Here is a 24637-nt window from a genome sequence, read left to right on the forward strand (position 1 = left end):
TTGGGAAGAGCGCTGCCGAAGAGGGCTGGGAAAATTCGCTGCAGCCGTTATTCCTTTTTTTAGCGTCAGCGATAACGAACGCGGCGGCTACGTGGTGGAAAATCGGCGTGGCGAGAAGGAATTCAACGCGCTCACCTCACTTTCCATCGGCGCAGTCAAAGTCGGGCCGGGGGTGTTCAACTCCCATATGGAAGTGTCCACCGTGGCAGCAGAAGCCAAGAAAATGGCCAAGAAAATCTCGGGCAACAGCCTGTATATTAATCTGCGCAGCTACGCAGAATAGCGCATCTTTTTTGTTCCAGATCAAATGCTCCGTTGTCATCACAATGCAACATACATCGGATATAGTTCTATGTATTCGCTAGTCTTTTTCCAGGAGAATCCTCATGGCCACAACTTATCACGACCGGGCGCTGACCTTAGCTCTGGCAGTTGATTTATGCTCCCAGTGGAAACATGAAAACGGCAAGAACGTGATTGCCGTGGAAGACCTGATCAAAATCAAGGATTGGATCAACACCTCCGGGAGTAAATTCTTAAAATACCCGACTATGGTGTCCCTGGCAGCCAGAGGCCTGGATTGTTTGATCGCCGAGAACCATCGAGCCGGTTCCCATAGCACCAGCCTGCTAAAAATCTGAGCGATAATTCATCGAGAGCTGATGTTTGATAAGTTTCCTCACTCCTCCCGGTCCCCCGCTCTTTTGCCCTTTTTCCTTGCGGATTAAGCCGACGGAGCCTGTAACGGGCCGGAACCCCATGCAATCTCCATTCTTCAGTCTAAGTTCTCGACTGAGTGTATCCTTCACGTCGAATGGATAGGCAGGTTTCGAGATCGTCAACCCTGACCGGACCTGGCTTTCGGGCAAGGCGTATTTAACCTTCTGATAATCTCCTCTCTCCTCCGTGAGCATATGGCCGCATCTAGCGGCATTTTTTTCTGTATGGGAATGTGCTGCCACAAGCACATAGGCCAGACTGTCTTATTTCTGTAACAAATAATACATAATATGCGGGTATTGGCGTAATAACCATGTTCAGACAAATAATAAAAATACCCATGACACTAAACAAATCCTCCCCCATCGATCAGGCAGCCACCAGAACCCCATTTGCGCGACTGCTCAGGAAATTGCTAGTCGGCTTTATTGTGACGGGGATCATCATGCTGGCCGTATTTGGCTTAAATAGCTGGGAAGAGGAAAACCAGGACATGCGGCGCAATCTTGCCATTCAGGCAGGCTTTGCAGAAAAAAACAGCCAGGCAGTTTTCGACAACATTGGCACCAGTATGGAGATGCTGGGGATGTTGTTGGTAAACATGGATGCCGCAGACCATCTGGAGCTGGCGCGATCAACCTTGAAGGAATTCGAATCCAATCATCCGGAAATCGCAGCGGTGACATTGGTGAGCCCGAATGGGGTGACGCTGCTGAGTACCCATACTGCGCCGGGCGAGGCTCTGCCCGATTTTCGGCTGGATGCAGCTTATTTGCACGCCTTTCTGTTCGATCTGAACAATACCTACTCTTACAATATCGGGAGAAATCAATTCGGCATGGGGTTGAGTCAATGGCATTTCCCCTTTCGCCATACTGTGCAGAATAGCCGCGGCGATCCGCTGTTCGTTATACAAGCCGCCATTTCGGTGGAAACCGCAGGATTCCTGTGGTCGGACCTGCCGCTATTTCCGGGAAGCCGCGTCGGGTTGATTCGCAACGATGGCTATATTCAATTGCTCTGGCCCAGCCATGATCCCGAATATGTGCTCAACAAGCCCCAAACGGGGGCGTTGGTGCAGACGCTCCGCGCTAACCCCGGCATGATTACCGGAGCTTACGAAGGGAATGCCTCCAGTGACAATACCGTACGGTTAGGCGCCTTTTCCCATCTTCCCAATGCCAACATGTCGGCATTTGTTTCTGTGCCGAAAAAGCTCATCATGATTCGCTGGTGGGAACACAATTATCCGACATTGCTGAGCTTCCTGGTGTATCTGGGAGTGATCAGTTCGATCGCAATCAAATTATCCGTCATGGAGCGACAGCATACGCATGATCTTCTCGCTCAATCGCGCAAGGACCCGCTGACGGGTCTTCCCAATCGTATCGCAATCGACGAGATTCTCGCCCGGGAGATTGCCAGAAACCGTCGCGGTCAGGAGCATTCTGCGATACTGTATTTGGACCTGGATAAATTCAAAGATATCAATGACAATCTTGGCCACTCCAGTGGGGATCGTTTACTGGAGCGTGTCGCCCTGCGCATCAGGACAATTTTGAGGGAGGAGGATGTGCTGGCCCGTTTGGGAGGCGACGAGTTTCTGATCCTGCTCCCCAATTCGAATGCTGATAAATCAAGCCTTGTGGCGAAGCGCCTCATAGAAGTATTCGGCGCGCCTTTCTCAGTGTCTGGTCAGGATATATTGATTTCGACCAGTATCGGCATTTGCATATTTCCGGACAATGGCGACGACTGTAGCTCATTGCTGCAAAATGCCGATGCGGCGATGTATGAAGCAAAGCGCCAAGGCAGGAATCGTTTCGTGTTTTACCGGGGGGAACTGGGTGAGCATATTCGTCAGCGCCTGCAATTGCAGCATGATTTCCTTCGTGCCCTGAAACTTCAGGAATTCTATTTGCACTACCAACCACTAGTCGATCTGACGAGCGGGAAAATTGTCGGCGCGGAAGCGCTGGTGCGCTGGATGGATCCGCAGAGAGGCTTGCGCAACCCTGCTGAATTCATTCCGTTTGCCGAGGAGTCCGGGGTTATCTTGCCCCTTGGAGAATGGGTGCTGAAAACCGCATGCCGAGAGGCGAAGTCTTGGGCCAATCAAGGTTACGATATCCATGTCGCTGTGAATTTATCGGCTCGTCAGTTTCAGGACCCGGATCTGTTTTCCAAGATCAGCAATGCATTATCTGAAGCCGAATTACCGCCCGCGAAGCTGGAGCTGGAAATAACCGAAAGCGCGTCAATGCAGGACCCAGAGGCAAGCATTCTGGTGATGGACAAATTGAAGTCCATCGGAATCAGAATCGCCATCGACGATTTTGGTACGGGTTATTCTTCTCTCGCCTATTTGAAACGCATCCCCGCCGACATCATCAAGATTGATAGATCGTTTGTGAATGGCATTCATAACGATCAAGACGACCTGGCTATTGTCCGGGCCATCCTGGCTTTGGGTAGTTCCCTGGATAAACGCTGCCTTGCCGAGGGCATTGAAACTGCTGAAAATTTCGAGATACTCAACAATCTTGGATGCCATTTTGGCCAGGGATACTGGATGTGCAAACCGATACCCGCTGTGGAATTCTCGAATCTTCTAAAAGAAGATAAACGCTATCTTCACCAGAATCCGCTCCAAGTTTTGACGGCTTAATCACTGAGCAGGTTTGGCAAGTGTCGCCCGCAGGCGCAAAGCGGCTTAATGGATTTTTGTTGTTGGCTACCAATCATTACTGAATGGCTGATACGCGCCAGCCTAATCCAGTCGCCGGACCTCGCAGAGGCGCCAACAACGGGGCTGCTCCTGTTCCTCAGTTACACAGGCAAACCCCACAAGGGCACCTATCGATTCCCGAATGATTCCATCGCGTGGTGATTCATTGCCCGTAGACGTTCGGCAATCACATTCATCACATCCAGTGCAAAATTTGGTGTCTGCTGGATCAGGAAGAGAAAGCGGCGTTTGTCGATCGCCACCAAACGACAGTCAGTCCTCGCAATCACGTCTGCGCTACCAGGGTTATGGTCAATGAGCCCCAACTCCCCCAGCAGGGTTCCTGTTTTCGCAGTATAAATCACTTGTCCGCCCAGCCTGACTTCTGCTTCCCCCTCGATCACCACATACATGACATCACTCATTTCTCCACATTTAAGAATGGTTTCGCCTGAGGAAAAATTGACGGTTTCGGTTTCATGCCTAAACAGGTTGGAAAAATCCATAACTATTTCTTTCATTAGATAATTGAGAGCATCTGGAACCCACCTAGTTTAAACGGAATTATCCACATTGGGCGCACTGAAATGAGCGGGCACGATTGGGAAGAGAAAAACATAGCCAACACTCGTATGTGGCGGAACATCGTTTCAGTCTATAGCCGACTGGGGATACTTATGGTCAGTGGGTTTGGGGTTCAATACATACCCAATAACTATCAGGAACTCCCGGGATTGGCGCGCATGTACTCCTGGTAAAACGCCATCACCCTGGGAACATAAGCAGCCGTCTCGCGAAAGGGGGGTATGCGATTGCCGTATTTGATCACGTTGTTCTCGCCCGCGTTGTAGGCCGCAAGCGCAAGCCGCATATCGTTGTTGAACATCGCGAGCAGGTCGCGCAAATAGAGTGCGCCGGCGCGGATATTCTGCGCTGGATCATAGGGATCAACCGCACCATAGCGCCTGGCCGTACCCGGCATGAGCTGCATCAGCCCAATTGCCCCCTTGCCGGACAGAGCGCGGGGATTGTAGCCGGATTCCGCCGCGATCACGGCATGCAGAAGAGCGGATTCAAGCTGACAGAATGAGGCCGCACGACTGATCTCGTACGCGTACAGAGTGCCACCAATGCCGCGGTGCGTGCGTGGGGTCTTGGCCGCTATGGATGGCGTATCAGTCTCCGTGCGCATCAGCAGAGTATAGCGCCGGTCAGCTGGCATATTACTGAAGTGCTGCACCCCTTTATCGTCCGTAAATGTGTAGATGTCCGCCCTGGCCTCAACCACCCAGGCCTGCCATAACAGGGCAATCGTCATAAACAGCCATGCAAGCGGGTGAGCCATAGAGGATTCAAGATTTCCGGGAGATCAGCGCCGGCGGACGCCGGCGCCAAAGGACAGCAGGCCAATAAATCCGCTGCCGAGGAGGATACTTGCTGCTGGTAGCGGGACAGGTGCACTCAAGGAAAGGTCGCCACCATTAGAAACGATTAAATCTCCACCCGAATTGATGGTTACGCTGGGATTAAGTTGCAAGTTGTCAGAAGGTGATGCCGACATAACTCCCCCCGAGCTGAGCTGAATTGTGCCCTGCAAGGTCATACTTTTCGCGGAAAGCGCAAGATTCCCGCCGATAAGTTGCGAGCCGCCGCCCATCGCGATGCTGTTGAACGCATTCAAGGATACCGCGCCAGTGCCAGCGTCCAGGATACCGTTCAGATAGATTCCGTCAGCGGATAACAAATACCCGTAACCCGTGACAGGCGTCAGCACTGTGATGCGGATCCCCGAATCGATATAAATATTGCTGAACTGGGGAAAACCAGCCGGTCCACTCAAATCCAGTATGGTATCGGACGACGGATGAAATATGCCAGCCGATCCATCAGAGACATAACTGGCCTTGGACGGGCTGGATAAAATTGCGCTGCTGAACAAAGCAACCAGCAGCAGTTTTTTCAAGTGGATAATCATCCTATTCCAACCCTCCATTTAAGCGTGTGTCATTTCGTTCGAGCCATCTGCGATGGTGATGGGATCACGCCTGTGGCTTGCCGATGAAATACCCCTGAACGCCATCCACGCCCAACGCCTGAAGCGTTGCCAATTCTTCCGCAGTTTCTACATGCTCGGCAATCACCTGCATGCCGACACCGTGGGCAATGCCTGCCACGGCTTGAACGAAAAACTGTTTGTCGTCATTCTGGTTAATTTTCCGAATATAACTGCCATCGATCTTGATAAAATCGACAGGCAGGTTGCGAAGATGGCCGAGTACAGTCGCGCTATGGCCGAAGCGGTCGATGGCAAATTGTGCGCCGGTTTGGCGGAGGTGCTGCATGGCGGTCCGCAACTCGTCGAAGCGATAGCTCAGTTCCGCTTCGGGCACCTCGAACACCAGCCGCATGGACAGGTTGATATCCGCTGCCAGCCTTTCGTACAGCCATTCGACGAATTCTTCGTTGAGGATAGATGAGGCAAACAGGTTGATGGCCAGCCTGCCGGCGCACTGATCCTTGCTCAAGCATTCCATCGCCCGGCTGACCACCAATTTGTCCAGTTGAACTGCCAGCCCCAGTTTTACTACCGTTGGCAGGAACGCCCCTGCCGGCTGAATCTCACCGTCTTTCGTGGCAATTCTGACGAGTGCCTCGCGGTACAGTTCACGCTTATCCTTGCAACCCTGCACGGGTTGGAACTGCAATGCAATGTTGCCATTTCTCAACGCGGCCTCGATGCCAGATTTCCAGTGATTTCTGCTCACCGCGACACTTTCGTCCCATGGCGCATCCTCTTGCAGTTGCCATCTGCTGTTCGAACTTCTCCGGGCCGCATGCAGCGCCCTGTCCGCCTTCGACAGAAGGGCCGACACTCCCTCGTTGGGGCGGTATAAGGCAATCCCGACATACACGGCTAACGGCATTTCATCCGCCAAGCCGATTCCTTCCAGCGCCGTCACCACGCGACCACCCATTTCTTTTGCTTCGTTTGCTTCCATATCCGGCACCAGGATGGCGAACTCGGCGCCATTCATCCTTGCCAGCAAAGATGCGGCGCAGGTTTGACAAATTTCTGCCAGCCGATCTGCTACACGTTGCATCAGGCTGTTGCCGGCGCCATGACCGCTCGCGTCGTTGAATGCCTGTAACTGGTCAAGATGAACAAACAGCAACGCGCCGCTTGAAAACTCTTCCGGTGCGTTCAGCAAATGATCAAGCCGTTCGCGGAAATCCCGGCCATTAGCCAATCCGGTAACACCATCCACATAAGCCTTGATGTGGAGTCTTTCCGCCAGGGAGGTTTGCTCTCCAAGCATGCGTTCAACTGTCAGGCTCATTGTGTTCAGCGCCTGGGCGACGCGGCGCAACTCGCGTGCCCACGGCATTTTTTTCAGAACCCCGAAGCGGCGGTTGGAAATTCCCAGCGCCAGGGATTCCATTGCTTCGAGCGGAGCCAGCGCTGCGCGAAGCACAACGAAGATCAAGATGAAAGACGCGGCGCCAATTCCCATGATCCACCAGACAGCCTGGCGCGATACGCGCCATAACTCACGGTAGGCATGGCCTGGGTGGCTGGCCACTTCGACTGTGGCGAGCTGCTTCCAGCCGCTCATGACCAGTGAATGACCACGAGAAGCCTGCAGCACAAAAAAGGTGGCAAACCATTCCGGGACCTCCATCGGCTGAGGCGCATGCACGCGGCTTACCAGAAGCTTGCCGGAAATATCGCGGATGACCACTTCCTGGTAGTAGCCGCTGTCAAAAATGACATCCGCCATGGAATTCATCATGGCCGTATTGCTGTTCTGCATGGTGCTGGAAAGCGACAAGCCGAGCGAGGTTGCCGTGTCTTGCGCATGGCTGCGCATTTGCTCGGCCAGGTAATCCCGGCTGTTGTTGACTACAATTGCCAATGCACCGGCAAAAACCAATGCAAGCAAGCATGCGATGATCAGGATCAGTAGTCTTGAGAGTTTCATATTGGTCGTTCCTGCCAGAATTAGCGTCCGTTTGCAGTTCCTCTTTGCATGCGCGTTTGCATGTCTTGCCACAGATTGATGCGGTCGGCCCCTGCCGCTGGCTGGCTGCGCCCGCTCATTTCCTTGGCCAGCCATAAGCTATCGCCGTTGAAGCTGTATACGGGTGCCAAATCCTTGCGCTGCGAAGCCAGCAATATCTTTCCCTGCAAATTATCTAATATCAGAGGCTCGGCATCGGGCGACGAATAATAGGTCAATACCATATGACCCTGGAATTTCATCTGCCCTTGGTTCAAGAGCAGTGCTGTCACATAAGTGATGCGCAACCTCTCGGTGGGCACGCCAAGCTCGCGGAGAGTAAAATACTTGGCGATGGCATAATCTTCGCAATCGCCGCCATTGCTGGCCAGGAGTTCTAGCGGCGTGGCCCAGTAATCCGTTTTTCCCCAGTGCTCCAGATCGCTCACGTAAGGCACTCCGTTAAAAAAACGGTTAACGACTTCCAGCTTTTTCACGTCGTTCAAGGATTTGTCGGAACGCAGGATTTCACGCCACTTTCGCAGGCGGGAAGCGGCCCCATCGCCATATTGTTTGACGGCCAGCGCAATCACCTCATCCGAGGGGGTCAAATTACCCCAGGCAAGCGTAGCTAAAGTCAGGTAAAGCAGCACCAGCAGAATGGCATGTGTGAAACCGGGCCGCGCCCCCGGATTCGCTATTGGGAGAAATCTGGGCATGCCCGGCGCTTACTCCAGTGTAGTGCTACTGGTTACGCTGGATGATATATTCCTTATCCACCTTATCCCGGTACTCTTCCAATATATTCTCGATTTCTACGCGCTTCAAACCCAGCACCGGCTCGCTATCGAGCAAGGCACTCAAAGAACCGCGATTTTGGGCGCGATTGATCAGTTCCACCTGATACTGATAGAGCTTTTGATTTTTGGTTTCGCATACTTCCAGTTCCTTGCCTCGAGTACTCAAGCTCTGATCCAGACGTTGTTTCTGGCTCGTCTCCTGCTGTAAATTCTGACGGGTATCGCGCAAAGCCAACTGGCTTTCCGCCAGTTCTTTTTTCAGCTGCTCGACCTGTTCCGACAATTTGGTCTTGTCCTGCTTCAGCGCCTCGGTTTCTTTTTCCAGCACCGCCTTGCGTTTATTGGCGCTAGATGCTGACGACTCCATCTCGCCTGATTTCTTTTTCAGTGTGTCCAACTCCTGGTTGAGCGTCGCCTTATCTTGCTCCAGTACAACTTTCTCATCCGAGATCTTTCTCAGTTGGGCTTGAACCCGGCGTGTTGCTTCCTTGTCAGGATCTTTGGCGGCATGTACTGGAGTTGCAATCAGCAACGCGGTGCATAGTGCGCCCAAGCAGCGCCAGGAAAGTAAAAAAGTGCTCATCGTATTCATTCCGCGCTCCGGGTTCAGTCTTCGAATGTCCAGCGTAAGGATGCCAGACTTCCAGCCGGTTCGTATGGCGAAGGTTTGCCACTGGCGATTCCCGAATCGGCGCCATGTTTGAGCAGTAACTCGGCAAGCTGCGCATGGCCTTGCGCCCGTGCGATGGAAAGCGCCGTCATGCCATTGCTATTTTCCAGCGACAAATTGGGGCCATGCTTCAATATTGTTTTTACCGTGCTTACATGGTTCATGAATACGGCGTTCATTAGCGGGGTAAACTCGTTTGCATAACGCTCATCTACCCTCGCGCCCGCTTCCAGCAACAATGCCGCAATGCGCGCATAACCATTCATGGCTGCCGTCGCAAGTACAGTAGAACCTTCATTGTTTATGTTTGGTTCGGCGCCAGACTCCAGGAGCAAACGGACGATTTCTATGGAACCAAAATTCACGGCAAAAATAAGGGGCCGGAAATTGCCTTCGTCTTTGGCATTGGCGTTTGCGCCTTCTTTGAGGAGTTTCTCTACAGAAGCGAAGTCATTGCGCGCGGCGGCAGCCAATAATTCCCTGTCTGAACCATACGCAAATACCTGCAGATCGGTCTGCAATACCCCTACCTGCGAAAATGCTGAGGGTTTGTACGGATAAGTGACTTGCTTTTCTTGAGCAAGCTTTTCCCAGGGGTTGGGATCGAAATCATCTGCACTGGCCAATGCAGCCAGGCTGCTGCAAGCAATCGTCGCCACGATCGTTATGCGCTTAGAATTTCGCATTCAAGTCCACATGCAGCACGTCGATCCCGAATTTCGGGCCATCGATCGAATCCGCGCTCATCCATTTCATCGACAGCCATGTATTGTGATCTATGCCGTAACTCCCACCAAGATAGTAGCCCTTGGCATCGGTGCCGCCGAGATGGAAGTCGGAATCCGTGAAGGCATCCAGTACCGCATCGCGTTCCAGATAGCGATAACCGGCAAACGCTTGCCATTCTCCGCGATTCTGTACCTTGGGCCGACCGAATGCCGCTTGCAACTGATAGCCGACATTCTTCTTTTTGTCATACAAAATACCGGTGCGCGCCAACATTTCAGTCTCATCGTAGCCGATGTTGCGCACATAATCCCCGGTGAGCAATACATGCATCGGATCGAAATTCGCCAGATCGAGTTGCGCCGTCAGATTCAACTCGCGGAATTTGGATGCCAGCTTATAAACACCTGAATATCCGTCCAGAAAAATCGAATTACCCTTTTGCCGAAACTGGGGAGCAGTGGCCGCGTAGTAAAAAACAGCAGGATCCGTCTCGAGAATGCCCTCTACATGTTTGTAATCGTATAACGCTAAACCGAATCGGGCCTTGGAGCCATTTTGCGCGGCCAAATCCAAACCGGCCTGTGCGCCATAAAGCCATTTGTTCTTGGCCTTGTTGACCGTGCTCGGTGCAATATCCTGGAGCGGAAATGCGCCAGCAGTCAGATAGACCGAGCCCCGTTCGTTGAAACGATAAGTGCCGTTTGCGGCCACACCCTCAAAGTTGATGTCTGGATCCCACACCAGATCGGTGCTAAACCAGGGATTGGGGATTTTTCCGCCGATAAAGGAGAGACCGAATGTCTTGTAGGGTCCCTGAGCTTGCTGCGGCTCCAATGGTTCAACCTTCAAGTAAGCCTGGTCCACCAGAAACGAATATTTATTTGCCGAGTTGCCCAGCGTCTGATTGGTGGAAACCGGGTCAGTCGTATTGCCGGTCGCCAAGCGTAATCCACCAGAAACCATGTCGGATATTTTCGCGGCCAAACCCAATCGCGCGCGAACCCGCAAGCGATCCCGGTTTTCCGTCGTGGGCGCATCTGACGATAATCCATAATAGGCATCGACAACCGGGGCAATCACATTGCTCTTGGAAAACTGCTCCGTCTGAGAACGCAGCCGGATATCTCCATCCAGTTTGATGCGTTCGACCCATTCCGGCACGGCATTCACGTCGCCCCAACGTTCGGTCTTTGCTTGTGCGACCACTTCCTGCTTGATCTGCTCGCGAATTTCGCGCTTTACCGTTTCCGGCACATAAGGAACACGTACAATTTTTTCATCGGCAGCCTGTTTCGCTGCCACTTTCTGACGCGCGCCATCTTCAGCTTGCTTGATCAGTCCCTGAGCCGCCTCTTGGGAAAGCACCCCATTTTTCACCAAAGCGTTGATCAAATTAATAGTGGTCTGACGCACTATTTCCAGATCCTCTCGCTCACTTCCCCACGCCGGGCCGCCAGTCAAAACCAGCGTCGCCAGCAGCACGAATGCCCCACGTGCATGTCGATTCATAACATTCCTTTTGCAATTAATGACGGCACTTCTGCCGTCGGATCAGCCGCGCGGCCGGAAGCGGTACCAAATCGGCTGTTCGATGCCATCAGGTGATTCCTGCACCGTCAACTCCAACAACTGTTCCCTCAACCCTTGCTCGGAGTTCGCGGGCACGGCGCCCTTATCCCATTCCACCCGTTCAACGCGCCCGTTGCTCCCGACCCAAATACGCACCGTGATGCGTTTGGTCTTCAATTCATCCAGCAGCTTGGCGTCGCGATTGAGCGCCTGCTCGATACGCGCGCCGAGCAAACCTGCGTACCATCGAGCGCGGCTGCCGCCCCCGCCGATACGGCCACTTCCACTCCCTTTAGCCAAGCCGAACCCATCATTGCCCGGTCCCAGAGTCGATCCCATATCGGGCGGAGGTTCATTGTTGGCTTCAGGCACCGGCTGATCGAGCACCACCTCTTCCTTGATTTCCTGCTTTACCGGCTCGGGCGGCTTGACCTCTGGCGGCTTCGGCTCGGGCGGTTTCACCAGGGAGATGATCTGAACTTTGTGTTTTGTCGGCTTATCCGCGCTATCGATAAAACCCTTGATCATGTAAACCAATGCCGTCATGACCAACAACAACACCACGCCAACGACCAGCTTCGGCAAGTGCACCCGCCACCCCTGTTTACTCACTTAATACCCCACATCACTTGGCAGGCTTCTGCGTCACCAGTCCAAGCTGGGTAATATCCAGGCGCCCGCATAAATCCATAACCTCAACCACTTTTCCGTACTGAATTGTGGTATCGCCTTTGATCACCACCGGTAAGTCCGGCGTAATCGCCTTGAATGAACGCAGGCGCGATTCCAGCTCCGCAATCGTCACCGGGTAAGTATCGAGATAAACCTGGCCATTGGCATCGATGGTGACCGCCTTGGTCTTCGGCTTGGCCAGGCTCGGTGTCGTGCTCGCCTTGGGCAGATTGACTTTGATGCCCTGTACCGTAGCGGTGGTCATGATGATAAAAATCACCAGCAGCACATACGCCAAATCCAGCATCGGCGTAATGTTGATGTCGTCATACGGTTCGTTTCCCTCGCGCAAATCCATGGTCTATTCCTAAGGGGCGTAAGCTTCGGCAAAGCGACCGATCAACTCATCCACAAACACCTGCATGTCGGCGGTAATGGTCTTGATGCGGCTGCCCAGATAGTTGTAACCGAACAGCGCAGGGATCGCGACCGCCAGGCCGGCCACCGTCGCCACCAGTGCCGCAGCGATACCCGGCGCGATGGCGGCGACGTTAACATCACCGGTAGCCGCAATAGCGGCAAAGGTAATCATCACCCCCACCACGGTGCCGAGCAGCCCCAGGAACGGGCCTCCGGAAATCGCGATGGTCAGCAGCACCATCAAATTATTGAGCTTCTGGTTCTCGCGCACCAAGGTGCCGTCGAGAGCCGCCTTGATGGCGCTAACCGCTTGCGGCGTTAGCGTCTTGTCGCTGCTGGTGATGGAGTGGCGATGCTTCACCTCTTGCACGCCAGTATGGTAGATGTGATACAGCGAAGCATTTTGATAATGATCATGCTTGCCGAGCAGCGCCAGCATCAGCGCCGAATCCTTGATGTCGGCATCGTCCGCCGTATCTTCCGCATCCAGCTTAGCCGTATCGCTTACCTTGAGCTTGTGGAAAGCCTCCAGGAATTCCGTGTTGGCCTTGTAGGTCTTATTGATTACCAGCGCCTTGGTTACCATCACCATCCAGCTAATTACCGCCATCACCATCAGGATGCCAATCACCACCCAGCCATCCAGGGTAACGCTCTGCAGAATGACGCCGAAATACGACGAGCTACCGCTCTCTTTAGATTCGATCTCGCCCAGTGACAGCAACTTGGCCTCCGGGCCTTGACCCACTGCTGCCACCAGAATCGTATCCGCAGAACGCACGACATTGGATAATTGCAGCTCATCCATTTCGCCTTGAAAACCGCGCCCTATAGTCACTTCACCTTGCAGCTCCGGGCTCGCCACGGGAGCGGTTGCCACCGGTTGACCATCCACGTACAAGGTCAATTCCTTGGCGATAGTCACCGCCACGTGATGCCAGGTGCCAGGAGCGAGATTACCCGCGTGTTTGGTTTCACCGGGTGCGGTACCCCCCTCAACTTTGGCGTAGACCTGAGCGCCATCCATACCAACCACCATCGATGCCGTGCCGTCGCGCAGGGTAAGGATAGGTGCACTTTGCGCGGCTGCCGGCTTCACCCAGAACGAAATGCTTGCACCGTTAGCCGCTGTGATTTTCAACGATGGCAAGGCCGGGATCAGCAAGCTTTGCTGACCGTTGAAAGCTACTGCCGAACCGATCATCCCGCCCGGAATATGACTGCCGTCGAATTGTGATGCGTTGTTGGCATAGGCGGTCGCATCTTTAGGCGCGCCCGTAGATTCATTGAAGTGAAACAGGGCAGTCTGATTTTCGTCGAAACTGCCTTTTGGGTCACTCACCGCAGCGGCTTTCTCGTTACCGTAATACATCCAGACATGCCGCTCCTTGGTGCCCGGCTGCAACTTGGGCAACTGCACCCATACCATCGCGATCTGCGCCGTGCTGTCGAATTTTTCAATGTGGAATTTCAGCGGGGTCTTGTCGTCTTCCGCCAGAAAGCGCAAGTCAGAGCCATCCAGATTAGCTTCATCGAATGCGAAATTACCCGTATGCAGTCGAACCAACACCACGGGCAAGGCAAGTTCCTGCTTCAGAGGCAAACCTGTAGACGTGGTATCCAGCGTGATTTTTCTTCTGGCAGTCCAATCCCCGTTCCACCACGCATGGGCCATTTGAGGCGCCATCATCAACATAAAAAGTGCGAATAATATTTTTTTCACTTTAAGGCATCGCTCTCAAAAAATAGTAATTTTTTCATACCCATGTTACAGAACGGTGACAATGACTCGTCACGCCCATATCAAAAGCTTTAGGATAATTAATTGGGTTTGAAATATTGGCAAAATGACAGGGATGCGACTCATGCAGCACACTCAATCAATAACACATGAGACGCACCCAACAATTCAGATATGATTCAGATAGCCCTTACTCGATTAACTGGCCGGCCGGCCCAAAACCCGCCACTTCAACACTGATAAAGGACGGCCGGAAGCCGGCGAGCTTGTCGCGCATTTCTTGCGCCGCCTTGTCTTTGTTTCCGGCGGCAGAACTCAATGCATTGGTTTGCGAATTCGTTGCATTGGATGCATCGTTCAAACCGCTCACACCGGCCAGGCCGCTGCCCAATCCGCTCGACACCACCGGCACGCCGGTGGCGGTTCCCCCTACCTGGATATTGTCCGCGCCTATCACGCGCTGCGCCGCGATGGTCAAGTTACCGGCAGCGCGTATACCTGCGTCGCCTGCGCTTACAGCCCCATTCGGTGCAATCAGGTAGGCGTTGCCTGACGCCGCTCCCTTGATCGTATCGAGCACCCCAATGCCGCTACCCGAAATCGACCCGCTCAGATCGAAAGCGACCTTGCCGGCTTTAACGACCTGCCTCGGCGCCGGCGCGGCATGGGCGGTCTTGGCACCCTTGCCGGCATCAATATTGCCTTGGTCGGCCCACAACACCAGATCGCCGCCGCCCATAGTGAAGATGCGGGATTGATTGACCTGGATATCATTGCTCACATAAGCACGGACATCCCCACTGCCGACGGCCACAATGCCCAGTTCCGACGCGGTCTTACCTTCAGCCGCACTGGCCAGGCCAGCGTTGATCAAGCCGCCAGGCGCCAGTAGTTCGATATCCCCGCCATGTTCAGTCTTGATCTGGCTGAAGAATAAGTTGATGTCCCCAGCATAATTCGCCGCTTGCCCCCCAACGGTTGCTGGGAACAACAGCGAAGTTGCTTTCACCCCGCGCTCGGCACTGCCGGTTTTTGCCCACTCGACGCCCGATTCGCGTAATTCGCTAAAGAACAGGCGCTGCACTTGCACCTGCTGCGGCTGCGCATTGAAAGCGGCCATCAGGTCGTTCGCGCGCTGGGTCACTTGGCGCGCATAAGTGGTATCGACCTCTTGATCCAGCTCGGCATTGCTCAGCGGGCTCCCGTTCTTCTCGGCATCGTATTTGAGTCCGGCGCGCACTTCGCTGCGGGCCTGAGATTTTTGATAAGCTACGAAGCTCTGCATGGCCGGAGTAGCCGGATCAAGATATGCGCCCTTGAAAGCGGCGTAATCCGGCTGACGCGCCACACCATCGGCTCCCGCGCCCATCCCCGCCAGCACGGCGACCGATGCACCATTACCGGACAAATAGCCGTTGTATTGATTACCGACCGATACAATGCCGTTCGAAGTACCCAGATCGATATTGCGCCCGGCGATCACCTCAAGCTGTCCCGGCCCGCTCACTTCGATCGCGTTGGAGTTTGCAATTATCGCACCGGTCTGAGGATCACGAACTGTCGGATTGTAGATATCGCGCCCCGCCACCACACTGCTCGTATCTGTATCACGCAGATTCTGAAATGTCACGCCGAGATTATTGATATCCCGCCCTGCCTGGACGATGGCGGGTTTCGCGAAAGTCAGCACACGGGTGGTATGATTGCTGGAGGCAATATCTCCTTCCTGTGCATACACACGCGATATCACTGGGTCGTTCAGATGCAGCAGACCAGGATCATGACCTGCGATATCCTTTGCGGCATCAGTAAATGTCGCAAAAAGCTCGGGTATCGCACTTCCTGAAGGCGCAACGATGGATGGGATTTTGGCGATAGTATAGTCCGACATCGTTAAAGCGCCAGTGCTTGTAATTTTGATGTTCTTGCCAGCCAGCAAGTCCACATTGCCCGTTGCATTTGGGAAGAGCCTTACATTTCCGACCTCGATACTGCCTTGCGGTGCCTGAGCCGACAGGCGAGCAGGTGCGCCGGGTACGTCAAGAATTACGTTGCCGGCAAGAGAGCTTGCATTAAGGGCGGCAGCATCGCTGTAACTGTTGAAGTTAACAGAGGTACCTGATTCAGTTCCCTGTATGCTATTGTTCACTGTCTGCACCTCGAGTGTGGGGTTGAATGCGCCGTTTACTGTCACATCGCGCAAGGCCGCCATACGGACATCGCCATCCATCAACGCAGTCCGGCTCTCCAGTTTGCCACCGGCGAATACCTGCCCCTGCCCCTTGGCAATGAACACCAGGCCATCGCTGATATTGCCGCCCGCGCGCTCCGTGATATCTCCGCCCCCCTGCACAACAGGGCTGCTGCTGCCCCCTTGCAGCCTGCCATTGGTCGGTGCCGATAGCCACAAACTGGTGATGTTGCCTTGCGCCTCGACGGAAATGCTGCCGCCGCCCAGCGTCGCTACGCCCTGATGGAATAAATCAAAGCGTGGCCACCAGGTGGTATTGGGGTCAGTGCCCGCTGTATAGGAACGGTATAACCACTGATTTACGCTATCTGTTGCCACGTATTGGCCACTGACGTTTCTTCCCGCGTAGAGCCTGATGTCGCCGCCACCAGTAGTATAATTCGCTATCTGATTGCGGTTCGGGAGGATAAACGAGGACAGCGCAGGCCCATTCCGCCCGGCGGTGTATAACACCCCTGCGCTGGTTGCTGAGCCGGTAATGCTGCCGAAACTGATGTCCTGGCCCGCGGCCACGTCGATAAAACCGCTGCCGGTACGAACGGTCTGTCCCTCATTGATCTTGACCGTGCCACTACCCTGGGTCAATGCAAGCGGCGCGGCGCGGCTGAAATCACTGCCGGCGGCGATACGATAAGACCAGCTATTGGCCTGACTGGTGTCGAACGTCCAAGGCAGGTAGCCTGCCCGCGGGTTCGTAATATTCATGAAGCCGTCGCTGAGAGAATTCATGAAGTTGATATCACCTTTGGCGTGGAAAGTCAGGACGCCAGCTTCTTTATTACTGCCGAAACGCAACTCCTGTTGGATTTTCTTGAGAGGGACGCCTGTAAATGTATTCACCGAATCGAAATTCCAGGCGCTCGTAAGATTGATATCGCCGCCTGTATTGACGATCTCGACGCCAGGTACAACACGGAAAATCGACACCGGCTTGACCAGGCCGTTGTAGAAAGTGGTCACGTCCGCTTTTATGGAACTGATTAGCGCGCTGTCGATGTTTACCGCATTATTGGCGTCCTTGGTTGGTGTGTACTGCTTAACCGCTTCAAGATAGGTCGCGGTGTAAACAGTGCCGCCGGCATCGGTGTAATCGGCGCCGGTCACCGCCGTCTTGAGATTGAAGTTGCCCCCGGCATCCTTCTTCACTTTCGGCGCTTTGGTGCCATCAACGCCGGTGCGCAGCCACACCTGCCCGCCTGATGCGCCCGTGCCGCCAGAAACATTGATGCTCGATCCGCCTTGCAGGTCGAGGTAGCCATCCGCTGCCGCCATCTCAACCCGGCCGCCTGCTTGCCCAGCCTCCGTTGCCTTTGCAGATAGCTGGGCGCCGGAGACCCCATCGCCCAGCAAAGTCAGGTCATTCTTCGCCGCCAGGGAAATCAAACCGCCGCGAGGATGCGAGGCATTCAGCTCGCCACCGATGCTGAGGCTGCCCTCATCGGCAGCAATTTGAATCTCGCGTGCTTTCAGGGTATCACCCGATGCGAGCTGCGTATCGCCGTTGCGTACCCGGATGCGTACCGAATCGTTGAAATTGCCCGCGCCAAGCTTGCCGGCAAGCGAGCCCAAATTGGCCAGCGCACCCACATCCAGCTCGAAACGGCCTTGATTACCGGTCGCGCCATCTGACCCTTTTGCCGAGCCGCCTTGCAAATCGCCATCCGTTACAACACTGCCGTTCGTGGCAGTAATGCGCAGCGTGCCGGCATCCGCGCCAGTGGCCGAAACATCCACCAGCGACCCGCTCGCGAGATTCACGTTATTCGCCGCAGTCAGGTTAATTTCACCGCCTGGCTGGCCCACCGGCGCATCGAAGATCCATTTCTCGTTACCGGCGACACGCAGCTCACCGCCGCTCGCCAGCGTGACATCGCCGCCGGTCGCCTTCGTACTGATCTTACCGCCCGGCAAATCAACTAACCCGCTTATCGCGACGTCACTGCCTTCGAACGCGAGTTCCGCGCCGGGTACGCTTTGCAACAGGGCCGGCGCTTTTCCTGCCGACGCAAGTACCGTGAGCTTCCCGGCAGATTTGAACGTGGGCAACAAGTTGCCATTGGCATTTTTATATTGCTGCGTTGTCATTGTTGACGTCACACGCGGTGCATCCAGGGTCAGCGGCGCTGTGGTGGTGAGCGACCCGACGCCATCCGCCACAATTTGTTTGCTCGCCAGCAGTTTGACATCGCCGAAGCCGGATACGGCGAGCACACCATCCCCGGTGCGCACTTCCTCGCCCGAGATGACAAAATTGCCGACACCGGCCGCGGCGATGCCATCAGTGGCTGTCGGGTTGGCCAGCACAACCTGTTTGCCGCTCAGCTTGACCGAGTCCGCCGCATTGCTCAGGTGGCCAACCAGCCCCTGCGCTTCAAGCCGGATATTTCCATTCGATATCAAATCCAGCGGCCCGAAAAAGTCTATCGTGTCATAGCTGCGCAGCCGCAAATCGTCGGATTTTGCCGTTAGCGCCTGGAATGCTGCCGCGTTGAATTTCAGACCGGCGGCAGCGCCCGGCACGTTGCCTACGCTCACGGCACCACTCGAAAGCGCTAACGCGGCGCCCGTGCCGAGATCAAGCGTCCCGGACAACTGCGTATCCCGGGTGGCGTCCAAGTTGAGTGAACCCGTCGCCTGCACCACCGCACCCGTTTCCTGGATCAAGTCACCCGTGGCTCCAGCCACCGCATTGCGCAACACTGTCATTTGCTGGCCACCGGACGCGCGCACCAGCGCGCCGTCGCCGGCAGAATTGGTGATATTCAGCGTCGTGCCGCGCGTTACATTCGTCCCCTGGCCGTAAACGGCGGAATCCTTTTTCAGCCGAACTTCCTGATTCGCCGCCAGGATAATTTCCGGCGCGGCCAAGGCATGCTGTGCAACGTTGGCAACGACCACATTGTCGGCAACCACGTTGACATCCACCCCATCCGCTTGCGCCGATCGCGTACCACCCAGCAACAAGCTTTCCGCGCCCATGGCGTTGAGCTTGTCCGCATCCAACAGCAACATTCCGCTGGTATCGAATGCAGCACCACCTTCAGACACGACCGCCAGCCTGGGTGCCGCGATATCCACTTCCGCACCGCGATAGCCTGCCTCGCGTTGCGCCACCAATTTACCCAACAGGTTCAGCGACTGGTTGGCATTGAACACCACGTGCCCGGCATCGCCCGGCAATGGGTAACCCTTATCGCCGAAATAACCCGTGGCCGTGGTCAGCCGATACTCGGATTTCGCTTTCACTACCGAATTTGGCTCGACGATGAATCCCTGGCTGCGGCTGGTTTGGGTATAGCTGCCGTCGCGATTCAAGGCGGCAAAATAACCGGATACGATGCTGCCGCCAAGTGGGCGCGGCACACTTTGATTGGGCAATATATCCATGTACTTGGCGTCCGCCAGGGTCACCAGTTGCGCGTCCGGCAGCAAGCCATAACGCGCGGGCAGCAGCGTGTAGTAATCGGACTTTAATCCCGTCACGCCGGCGAGGTACACAACGGAACCAGGTGCGGGGGTATTCACGTTCGCCGCTTTCAGCTCGGCCAAGAACTGGCTGTCGGACGGCGCGAATCCGTTGGTATAGCCCGGCAGTACCGCATAGGTGTTGGGCGATACGCTGGCTCCCAGCGTATCTTTGGAACCACCCTGGCCGGCTATCCACTCGTATGCCTGTAGATCGCCGCCGCCGCTCACATCGAGCGTCGCACCTGACTTGAATGCGACATTCTTGCCGTCCAGGACAATCTGTTTTTCCGGCGGTGGCGTTTTACCAATGTCGCGCTTGGCATCGCCCAGGTTGTAGGTATAGTCACGCCCGGTCAATTCAGTGCTGCCGTACGGGACAGTCTGATTTTCTCCCGAGACCGAGATTTTACTGCCATCGCCCAGGACAATTTGGTCGGCGGACAAAGTGACGCTGCCGAAAGGCGCCTTGACCACGCCACCCTGCTCGCCCGGCTTCGTGCCTTCAAGGCGGATAGTAGCGGCTTGAAACTTCAGGTCGCTGGCGGCTGACAAGACCGGCGTAGGATTGCCGCTACGCGCGATCTGTATCGTGTTCGCGGGTGAGGAAATCGTGTAGCTGCTCAGTGTCGTGGCATAGACCTGGCGCGCCTTGATCGTCAAATCATTGGCGAGCGTCAAGCTGCCCTCCGGGCGCTTGGCGGCATTGTCGGTTACATTCTTCAGATTGTCTTTCACCACGCCGACCAGGCGCACATCACCGTCGCTTTGAATACTTGCCTGGTTAAACCCTTGCAAGGCGAAATTGCCGGTCAAATCCACTTGGCGCGCGCTCACATCCAGGGTGCCGTTGCCGGCGATGGCGGTTTGCGGGACTTGCCGCTGAGATATTGGGCTCTGGTTGCCCAGGTTCACATAGGCGGCATCGAGCCTCACCTTGCCGCCATCGCTTTCGATCACCGGCGTATTGAGTACAATCGCCCGTAAGCTTGGCGCTGTTTGCACGGCCACATCGCCCTTGAACGTAATGCCGTGTTCCGCATTAAAGGCGAGTTGCTCAAAGCCGCCTTGCAGCGCACGGTCTACGGCGAATTCCATCCGCCCCGGTGCAGCAATGTCGATCTTGTCGCCGACCTTCAAGCTGTCCGGCACGCTATTTTGGCTTTGGCTGAGTTCGATCTTCCATTGCCGGGTGGGGTCTATGGTCACTCCCGGATAGGCAAAAGGACTGCCAGTATAATTATTCCGATCCAAAGTCAGGGCAAGTGTACCGCCGCGTGCGCCAGACGACTGCCCGTGCAGCGTGGCGTCGATCAGCGCACCTTCCCGCGCATTGATCTGGATACTGCCTGCATTCCCGGCAATGGTTTGCGCCGTGATCGTATTGGTGCCGCTACCCTGTGCGGGCAAATCGAAGGTTGCAGCGGTGCCGGACACATCCAGCACCGCGCCCTGTGCCGCCACCACATAGCCACGATCAGCGTTGATGACAATGTTGCCCGCATCCAGTACCTTGCCGTTGCGCAATCCATTGGCGCTGGGCGCATTGACGACAGTCCCTGCTGCCGACAGCCGTGCATCCTTGCCGATCCAGATCACCTGGTTCTTGTCGTAGCCTAGGTCAGGGTCCTCACCTGGATGAATCACCGTGCCGTTAGCATTAACCTGCTGCATGTTCAACTCGATTCCACCGGGCGCAATGAGCTTGCCTTCGACATCCAAGGCATAGCTGGTGGCGGCTAGCGTGATTTTCCCGCCCGGCCCGGTTTGCAGGGTCGCGCCCTTCTCCACGGTCAGCCAACCGACATTTTTCCCATCCAGGAAGGTCGTTTTGTCATTGGTCGCTTTGAGCGTAATGTTCACCCCTTGCCGGTCGTATTCCGGCTTGACCCATACCGAGGAAAAATCGCCGATATCGCTACCGCTCGCCTGATATGCGTAATCCGGATTGACATGTAAGCTGCCGACCGTGGGCGCAATCGTTGTTTCCGAACTTACCACCACGCTATCGCGTCCTTCCAGCGTGTAATTGGCGAAGCCATTGGCGGCAAAGAATTCCGGGGTAAACAACTGTTCACCGCTCTCGCCACGGACTGCGTTGCCTAGCGTTATGGCCGGCACAGCGATGCGCAAGCTCCCGCCCTTTCCGGGCGCGAAGGCGCGCAGATTGCCTGCGAGAGTCAAGGGCGCGTAAATCTGCCCCCCTTGCACTTGTCCTTTGTTGGTGACGAGCGTAATGCCCCCTGCATTGCCGCCGGTGAATTTTCCCTTGGCGTTCACATAGCCGCTGCCGGAAACGTCGACCACGCTATCCGCGCCCAGAGTCAGCGCACCGGCAGATTGCAGGGAAACCGTGCCGCCATCCCAAACATTTTTGCTGCCGTTGGCAATAAGTTTGGACAAATCCGGGCCGTTCAATTTATCGTTCACCCACATGCCGGCGGTGGACAGCGTCGCGCCTGGCGCCACATCGATAGCGACCCCGCCGCTAGAACCGAAAGTCAACTGGGCCGTGAACGCAATACTGCCGCTGGCAATGCGCACATCATCATCGACCGTGATCTTGCTGCCGGTTAATGCTAATTCGCCGAACGCGGGCAACGCCAGATTGCTGCCAGCTTCCACCTTGATTTCGCCGTTGCTGTAAACCGCGACTTTACCCAGCCCGCTGCGATTGAGCATGTCGGCCGAAAGCAGCGCGGTATCGATGCGGCTCTGCGGCAGTGGCGCGGTCGGATCTAAGCCGGCAAGGGGGTCGAAAGAATTGAGAATCGTCACTGCCGCCGTCTTGTAGTCCGCGTTGCCTGCGCCTTCATTGCCAATCACCAACTGGCCCGCATGCGGTGCAGACTGGCGCTGGTTCGGCCCGACTGTGACGCCGCCTTTTATTTGCCCGTCGAGAGAAAGTCCGAAAGACAGGAAGGACACCTTGCCGGCGTCCTTGCCTTCCACATAGCCTTGATAATAGTGCCGGTTGGCCGGAAGATTGTAGACCTGGCTGGCACCCCATTTTTTATCGGTGACCGTGTACTGATCGAAAATGTTGTCATACACCCGGTCGCCCTTGGCCTGAGCAATGTCGATGACCTGGCCGCCCGACACCAGCCGGCTAGTGGTACCGATGCCGCCGGCGACATTGAGCTTACCGCCCGAAACGTCGATGGTCGAACCGGCAGCTTGTACGATGTCGCCTTCCGAACGCAGCTTGACGCTGCCGCCAGTGCTCAGTTTCTCCTGCACCGTGCTTGGGATGGCACCGGCATAGCCGGAAAGATCGGCGAATGACGAATCCGGTAAATTGCGCAAATCAACCCAGACTTTCTTGCCATTGATGAAGCCGCTGCGGTTGAGCGGATCGTCCTTCAACTCCGTCCCGCGCAAATCCACCTGCTGGAAGTAGCGTTCCACCGACACGTCAACCGTTGTCCCGGCGACGTCGATCACGCTATCCTTGCCCAGATAGACTCGGCTGTTGTTGGCTTGGATTTCTGTTGACTTAAAGCCCATGAAATCAGCACCATCCGCTTGGGCTGAAAGGGTCACATAGCCGCCGGGAACCTGAATCTTGGCCCGGTCGTCCACGATGATTTTTGCGCCGACCCCCTGCACCGTGGAAGCGTTGAATGCCTGGTCGCCGGTAATGGTCTGGCCGGCTGTGGATTGGTCCGGCAACACCGAAGTTTCGCTACCCTTGCCGAAGGTGAGGGTGCCGGTCTCCGAAGCGGAGAGAACACCGGTAACATCTTCAACCGTTGTTTCAGTCGTGTGCCCCTGGCGCGCCAGCAAGCGGATCGAACCTTTTTCCGTGACTGCGGAGGTGGCATTGATGCGGCCGTATTGGTTTACCGTCAGCCCGACCAGGGTGACATTGCCGCGCTGCGCGATGATCTCGCCGACGCCGCCCTGGATCGTATCCTTGATGCCATTTGTAACTTCGCCAGAATGCGGGGTGCCGTTTGTATCAACATGTGGATCGACCTCAACCAGCAAACCTGCGAGGCCACGGTAAGGGGAATCTGGCGCCCAACTGGCGTAGTCTGGTGGTGCAGTCAGATAGACCTTGCCGCCAGCGGCGAGAATTACCTGACCGCCATCGGTCTCGATCTTGCCCTGATTGATGACCGTTGGCGCGATCAGCATGATCGCGCCGCCAAGGCTGGCCTTCAGCATTGCGCCTGGCTCGACTCTGACTAGGCTAGTCTGAAAACCACTTGCATCACCTTCCCAGACAAATGCCGGCCTGCTTGAATCCAGATACGGATGCAGCAAACCATCCGGATGAAGAAAATCGGCATCCTTGATATTCAGGGCCGAAGCTACCAGGGTATTCACGTCGACCTGCGCGCCGGATTTGAACAAAATGCCGTTCTGGTTGATCAAATAGATCGCGCCGTTTTGCCCAGCTTGCACGCTGAGCTTGCCGGCGATTTCGCTCGGGCTGCCTTGCCAAATGCAGTTGAGGGTGGAGAAATTGGCACCTTTGGGCGCGTTACCCGCCGCGTCCAGATATTGATATTTCACATCCTGGCCAGCGCCAATATTGAACGATTGCCAGTTGAGGATAGCCTTGGAAGTAGTCTGGCTTACCAGCCCGGAATTGCCGTTGACCAGATAGCTTGCATTGCCGTTTCCAACGAAAGGGAGAGCCGCCGGATTCACGCCGCACGGACCGCCGCCACAAGGCACCGGCAAAGCTGCCCAGGCCGGGGCGGAAATCGCCGCCATTGCGATAAGCGTACAAATGCTGGACATGGGCAGCTCTGGCTGCGCGAACCCGAACAACCGAATAAAACGCTGTGATTTATTGGTTTTCATTTGTACACCTCAATAAGCTTCAATTTAGCGCAGTTCCATTTCAATTTGATGACGCCAAT

At 55.3% G+C, this 24637-nt stretch carries 14 protein-coding genes and 1 pseudogene; 3 read left to right on the forward strand and 12 right to left on the reverse strand.

Annotated elements, in window-relative coordinates; translation table 11 throughout:
• The 3 genes and pseudogenes from SCT_RS17265 to SCT_RS00480 form a co-directional block, all read left to right on the forward strand.
• Positions 1-283: pseudogene (locus tag SCT_RS17265) on the forward strand (diguanylate cyclase); the annotation flags it as partial.
• Between the two features lie 103 nt (positions 284-386).
• Positions 387-641, forward strand: coding sequence for a hypothetical protein (locus tag SCT_RS00470; RefSeq protein ID WP_059417707.1), 255 nt, complete (start codon positions 387-389; stop codon positions 639-641).
• 419 nt (positions 642-1060) lie between these two features.
• On the forward strand, positions 1061-3388 hold the full coding sequence (locus SCT_RS00480) for an EAL domain-containing protein (RefSeq protein ID WP_059417712.1): 2328 nt from the start codon (positions 1061-1063) through the stop codon (positions 3386-3388).
• 188 nt (positions 3389-3576) lie between these two features.
• On the opposite strand, the gene SCT_RS00485 is transcribed toward SCT_RS00480, so the two are convergent.
• The 12 genes from SCT_RS00485 to SCT_RS00540 form a co-directional block, all read right to left on the reverse strand.
• Entirely contained in the window at positions 3577-3954 is a 378-nt protein-coding gene (locus SCT_RS00485) for a cyclic nucleotide-binding domain-containing protein (protein ID WP_059417714.1), read from the reverse strand.
• A 212-nt stretch (positions 3955-4166) separates the two neighbouring features.
• The gene (locus tag SCT_RS00490) at positions 4167-4793 is read right to left on the reverse strand and encodes a lytic transglycosylase domain-containing protein (RefSeq protein ID WP_059417716.1); all 627 of its coding nucleotides are present in this window, start codon (positions 4791-4793) and stop codon (positions 4167-4169) included.
• A gap of 24 nt (positions 4794-4817) precedes the next feature.
• Complete coding sequence (locus SCT_RS00495; RefSeq protein ID WP_144408186.1) at positions 4818-5411, reverse strand: hypothetical protein; 594 nt, start codon at positions 5409-5411, stop codon at positions 4818-4820.
• Between the two features lie 76 nt (positions 5412-5487).
• Entirely contained in the window at positions 5488-7428 is a 1941-nt protein-coding gene (locus SCT_RS00500; RefSeq protein ID WP_059417718.1) for an EAL domain-containing protein, read from the reverse strand.
• A gap of 20 nt (positions 7429-7448) precedes the next feature.
• Positions 7449-8165 (reverse strand): transglutaminase-like cysteine peptidase, encoded by a 717-nt coding sequence (locus SCT_RS00505; protein WP_082098110.1) that lies wholly within the window; start codon positions 8163-8165, stop codon positions 7449-7451.
• A gap of 25 nt (positions 8166-8190) precedes the next feature.
• Positions 8191-8838: a hypothetical protein gene (locus tag SCT_RS00510; protein WP_144408187.1), complete on the reverse strand. Its 648-nt coding sequence runs from the start codon at positions 8836-8838 to the stop codon at positions 8191-8193.
• A gap of 14 nt (positions 8839-8852) precedes the next feature.
• Positions 8853-9575 (reverse strand): ankyrin repeat domain-containing protein, encoded by a 723-nt coding sequence (locus SCT_RS00515; RefSeq protein WP_059417724.1) that lies wholly within the window; start codon positions 9573-9575, stop codon positions 8853-8855.
• Positions 9576-9588: 13 nt separating this feature from the next.
• Entirely contained in the window at positions 9589-11127 is a 1539-nt protein-coding gene (locus SCT_RS00520) for a putative porin (RefSeq protein ID WP_237759531.1), read from the reverse strand.
• Between the two features lie 69 nt (positions 11128-11196).
• Complete coding sequence (locus tag SCT_RS00525) at positions 11197-11826, reverse strand: hypothetical protein (protein WP_144408188.1); 630 nt, start codon at positions 11824-11826, stop codon at positions 11197-11199.
• Positions 11827-11839: 13 nt separating this feature from the next.
• Positions 11840-12244: a biopolymer transporter ExbD gene (locus SCT_RS00530; protein ID WP_059417731.1), complete on the reverse strand. Its 405-nt coding sequence runs from the start codon at positions 12242-12244 to the stop codon at positions 11840-11842.
• Between the two features lie 9 nt (positions 12245-12253).
• The gene (locus SCT_RS00535; protein WP_237759532.1) at positions 12254-13981 is read right to left on the reverse strand and encodes a DUF2341 domain-containing protein; all 1728 of its coding nucleotides are present in this window, start codon (positions 13979-13981) and stop codon (positions 12254-12256) included.
• Positions 13982-14237: 256 nt separating this feature from the next.
• Positions 14238-24578, reverse strand: a complete 10341-nt coding sequence (locus SCT_RS00540; protein ID WP_059417737.1) for a filamentous haemagglutinin family protein — start codon at positions 24576-24578, stop codon at positions 14238-14240.
• Positions 24579-24637 lie beyond the last annotated feature (59 nt).

The sequence above is a fragment of the Sulfuricella sp. T08 genome, from assembly GCF_000971475.1.
GTDB lineage: Bacteria > Pseudomonadota > Gammaproteobacteria > Burkholderiales > Sulfuricellaceae > Sulfuricella.

Bases quoted from the DNA above. Each gene is read 5' to 3' on its own strand.
- SCT_RS00530 (WP_059417731.1), bottom strand. From the start codon at position 12,244: ATGGATTTGCGCGAGGGAAACGAACCGTATGACGACATCAACATTACG.
- SCT_RS00490 (WP_059417716.1), bottom strand. From the start codon at position 4,793: ATGGCTCACCCGCTTGCATGGCTGTTTATGACGATTGCCCTGTTATGG.
- SCT_RS00535 (WP_237759532.1), bottom strand. From the start codon at position 13,981: ATGGCCCATGCGTGGTGGAACGGGGATTGGACTGCCAGAAGAAAAATC.
- SCT_RS00470 (WP_059417707.1), top strand. From the start codon at position 387: ATGGCCACAACTTATCACGACCGGGCGCTGACCTTAGCTCTGGCAGTT.
- SCT_RS00500 (WP_059417718.1), bottom strand. From the start codon at position 7,428: ATGAAACTCTCAAGACTACTGATCCTGATCATCGCATGCTTGCTTGCA.
- SCT_RS00510 (WP_144408187.1), bottom strand. From the start codon at position 8,838: ATGAATACGATGAGCACTTTTTTACTTTCCTGGCGCTGCTTGGGCGCA.
- SCT_RS00480 (WP_059417712.1), top strand. From the start codon at position 1,061: ATGACACTAAACAAATCCTCCCCCATCGATCAGGCAGCCACCAGAACC.
- SCT_RS00540 (WP_059417737.1), bottom strand. From the start codon at position 24,578: ATGAAAACCAATAAATCACAGCGTTTTATTCGGTTGTTCGGGTTCGCG.
- SCT_RS00485 (WP_059417714.1), bottom strand. From the start codon at position 3,954: ATGGATTTTTCCAACCTGTTTAGGCATGAAACCGAAACCGTCAATTTT.
- SCT_RS00505 (WP_082098110.1), bottom strand. From the start codon at position 8,165: ATGCCCAGATTTCTCCCAATAGCGAATCCGGGGGCGCGGCCCGGTTTC.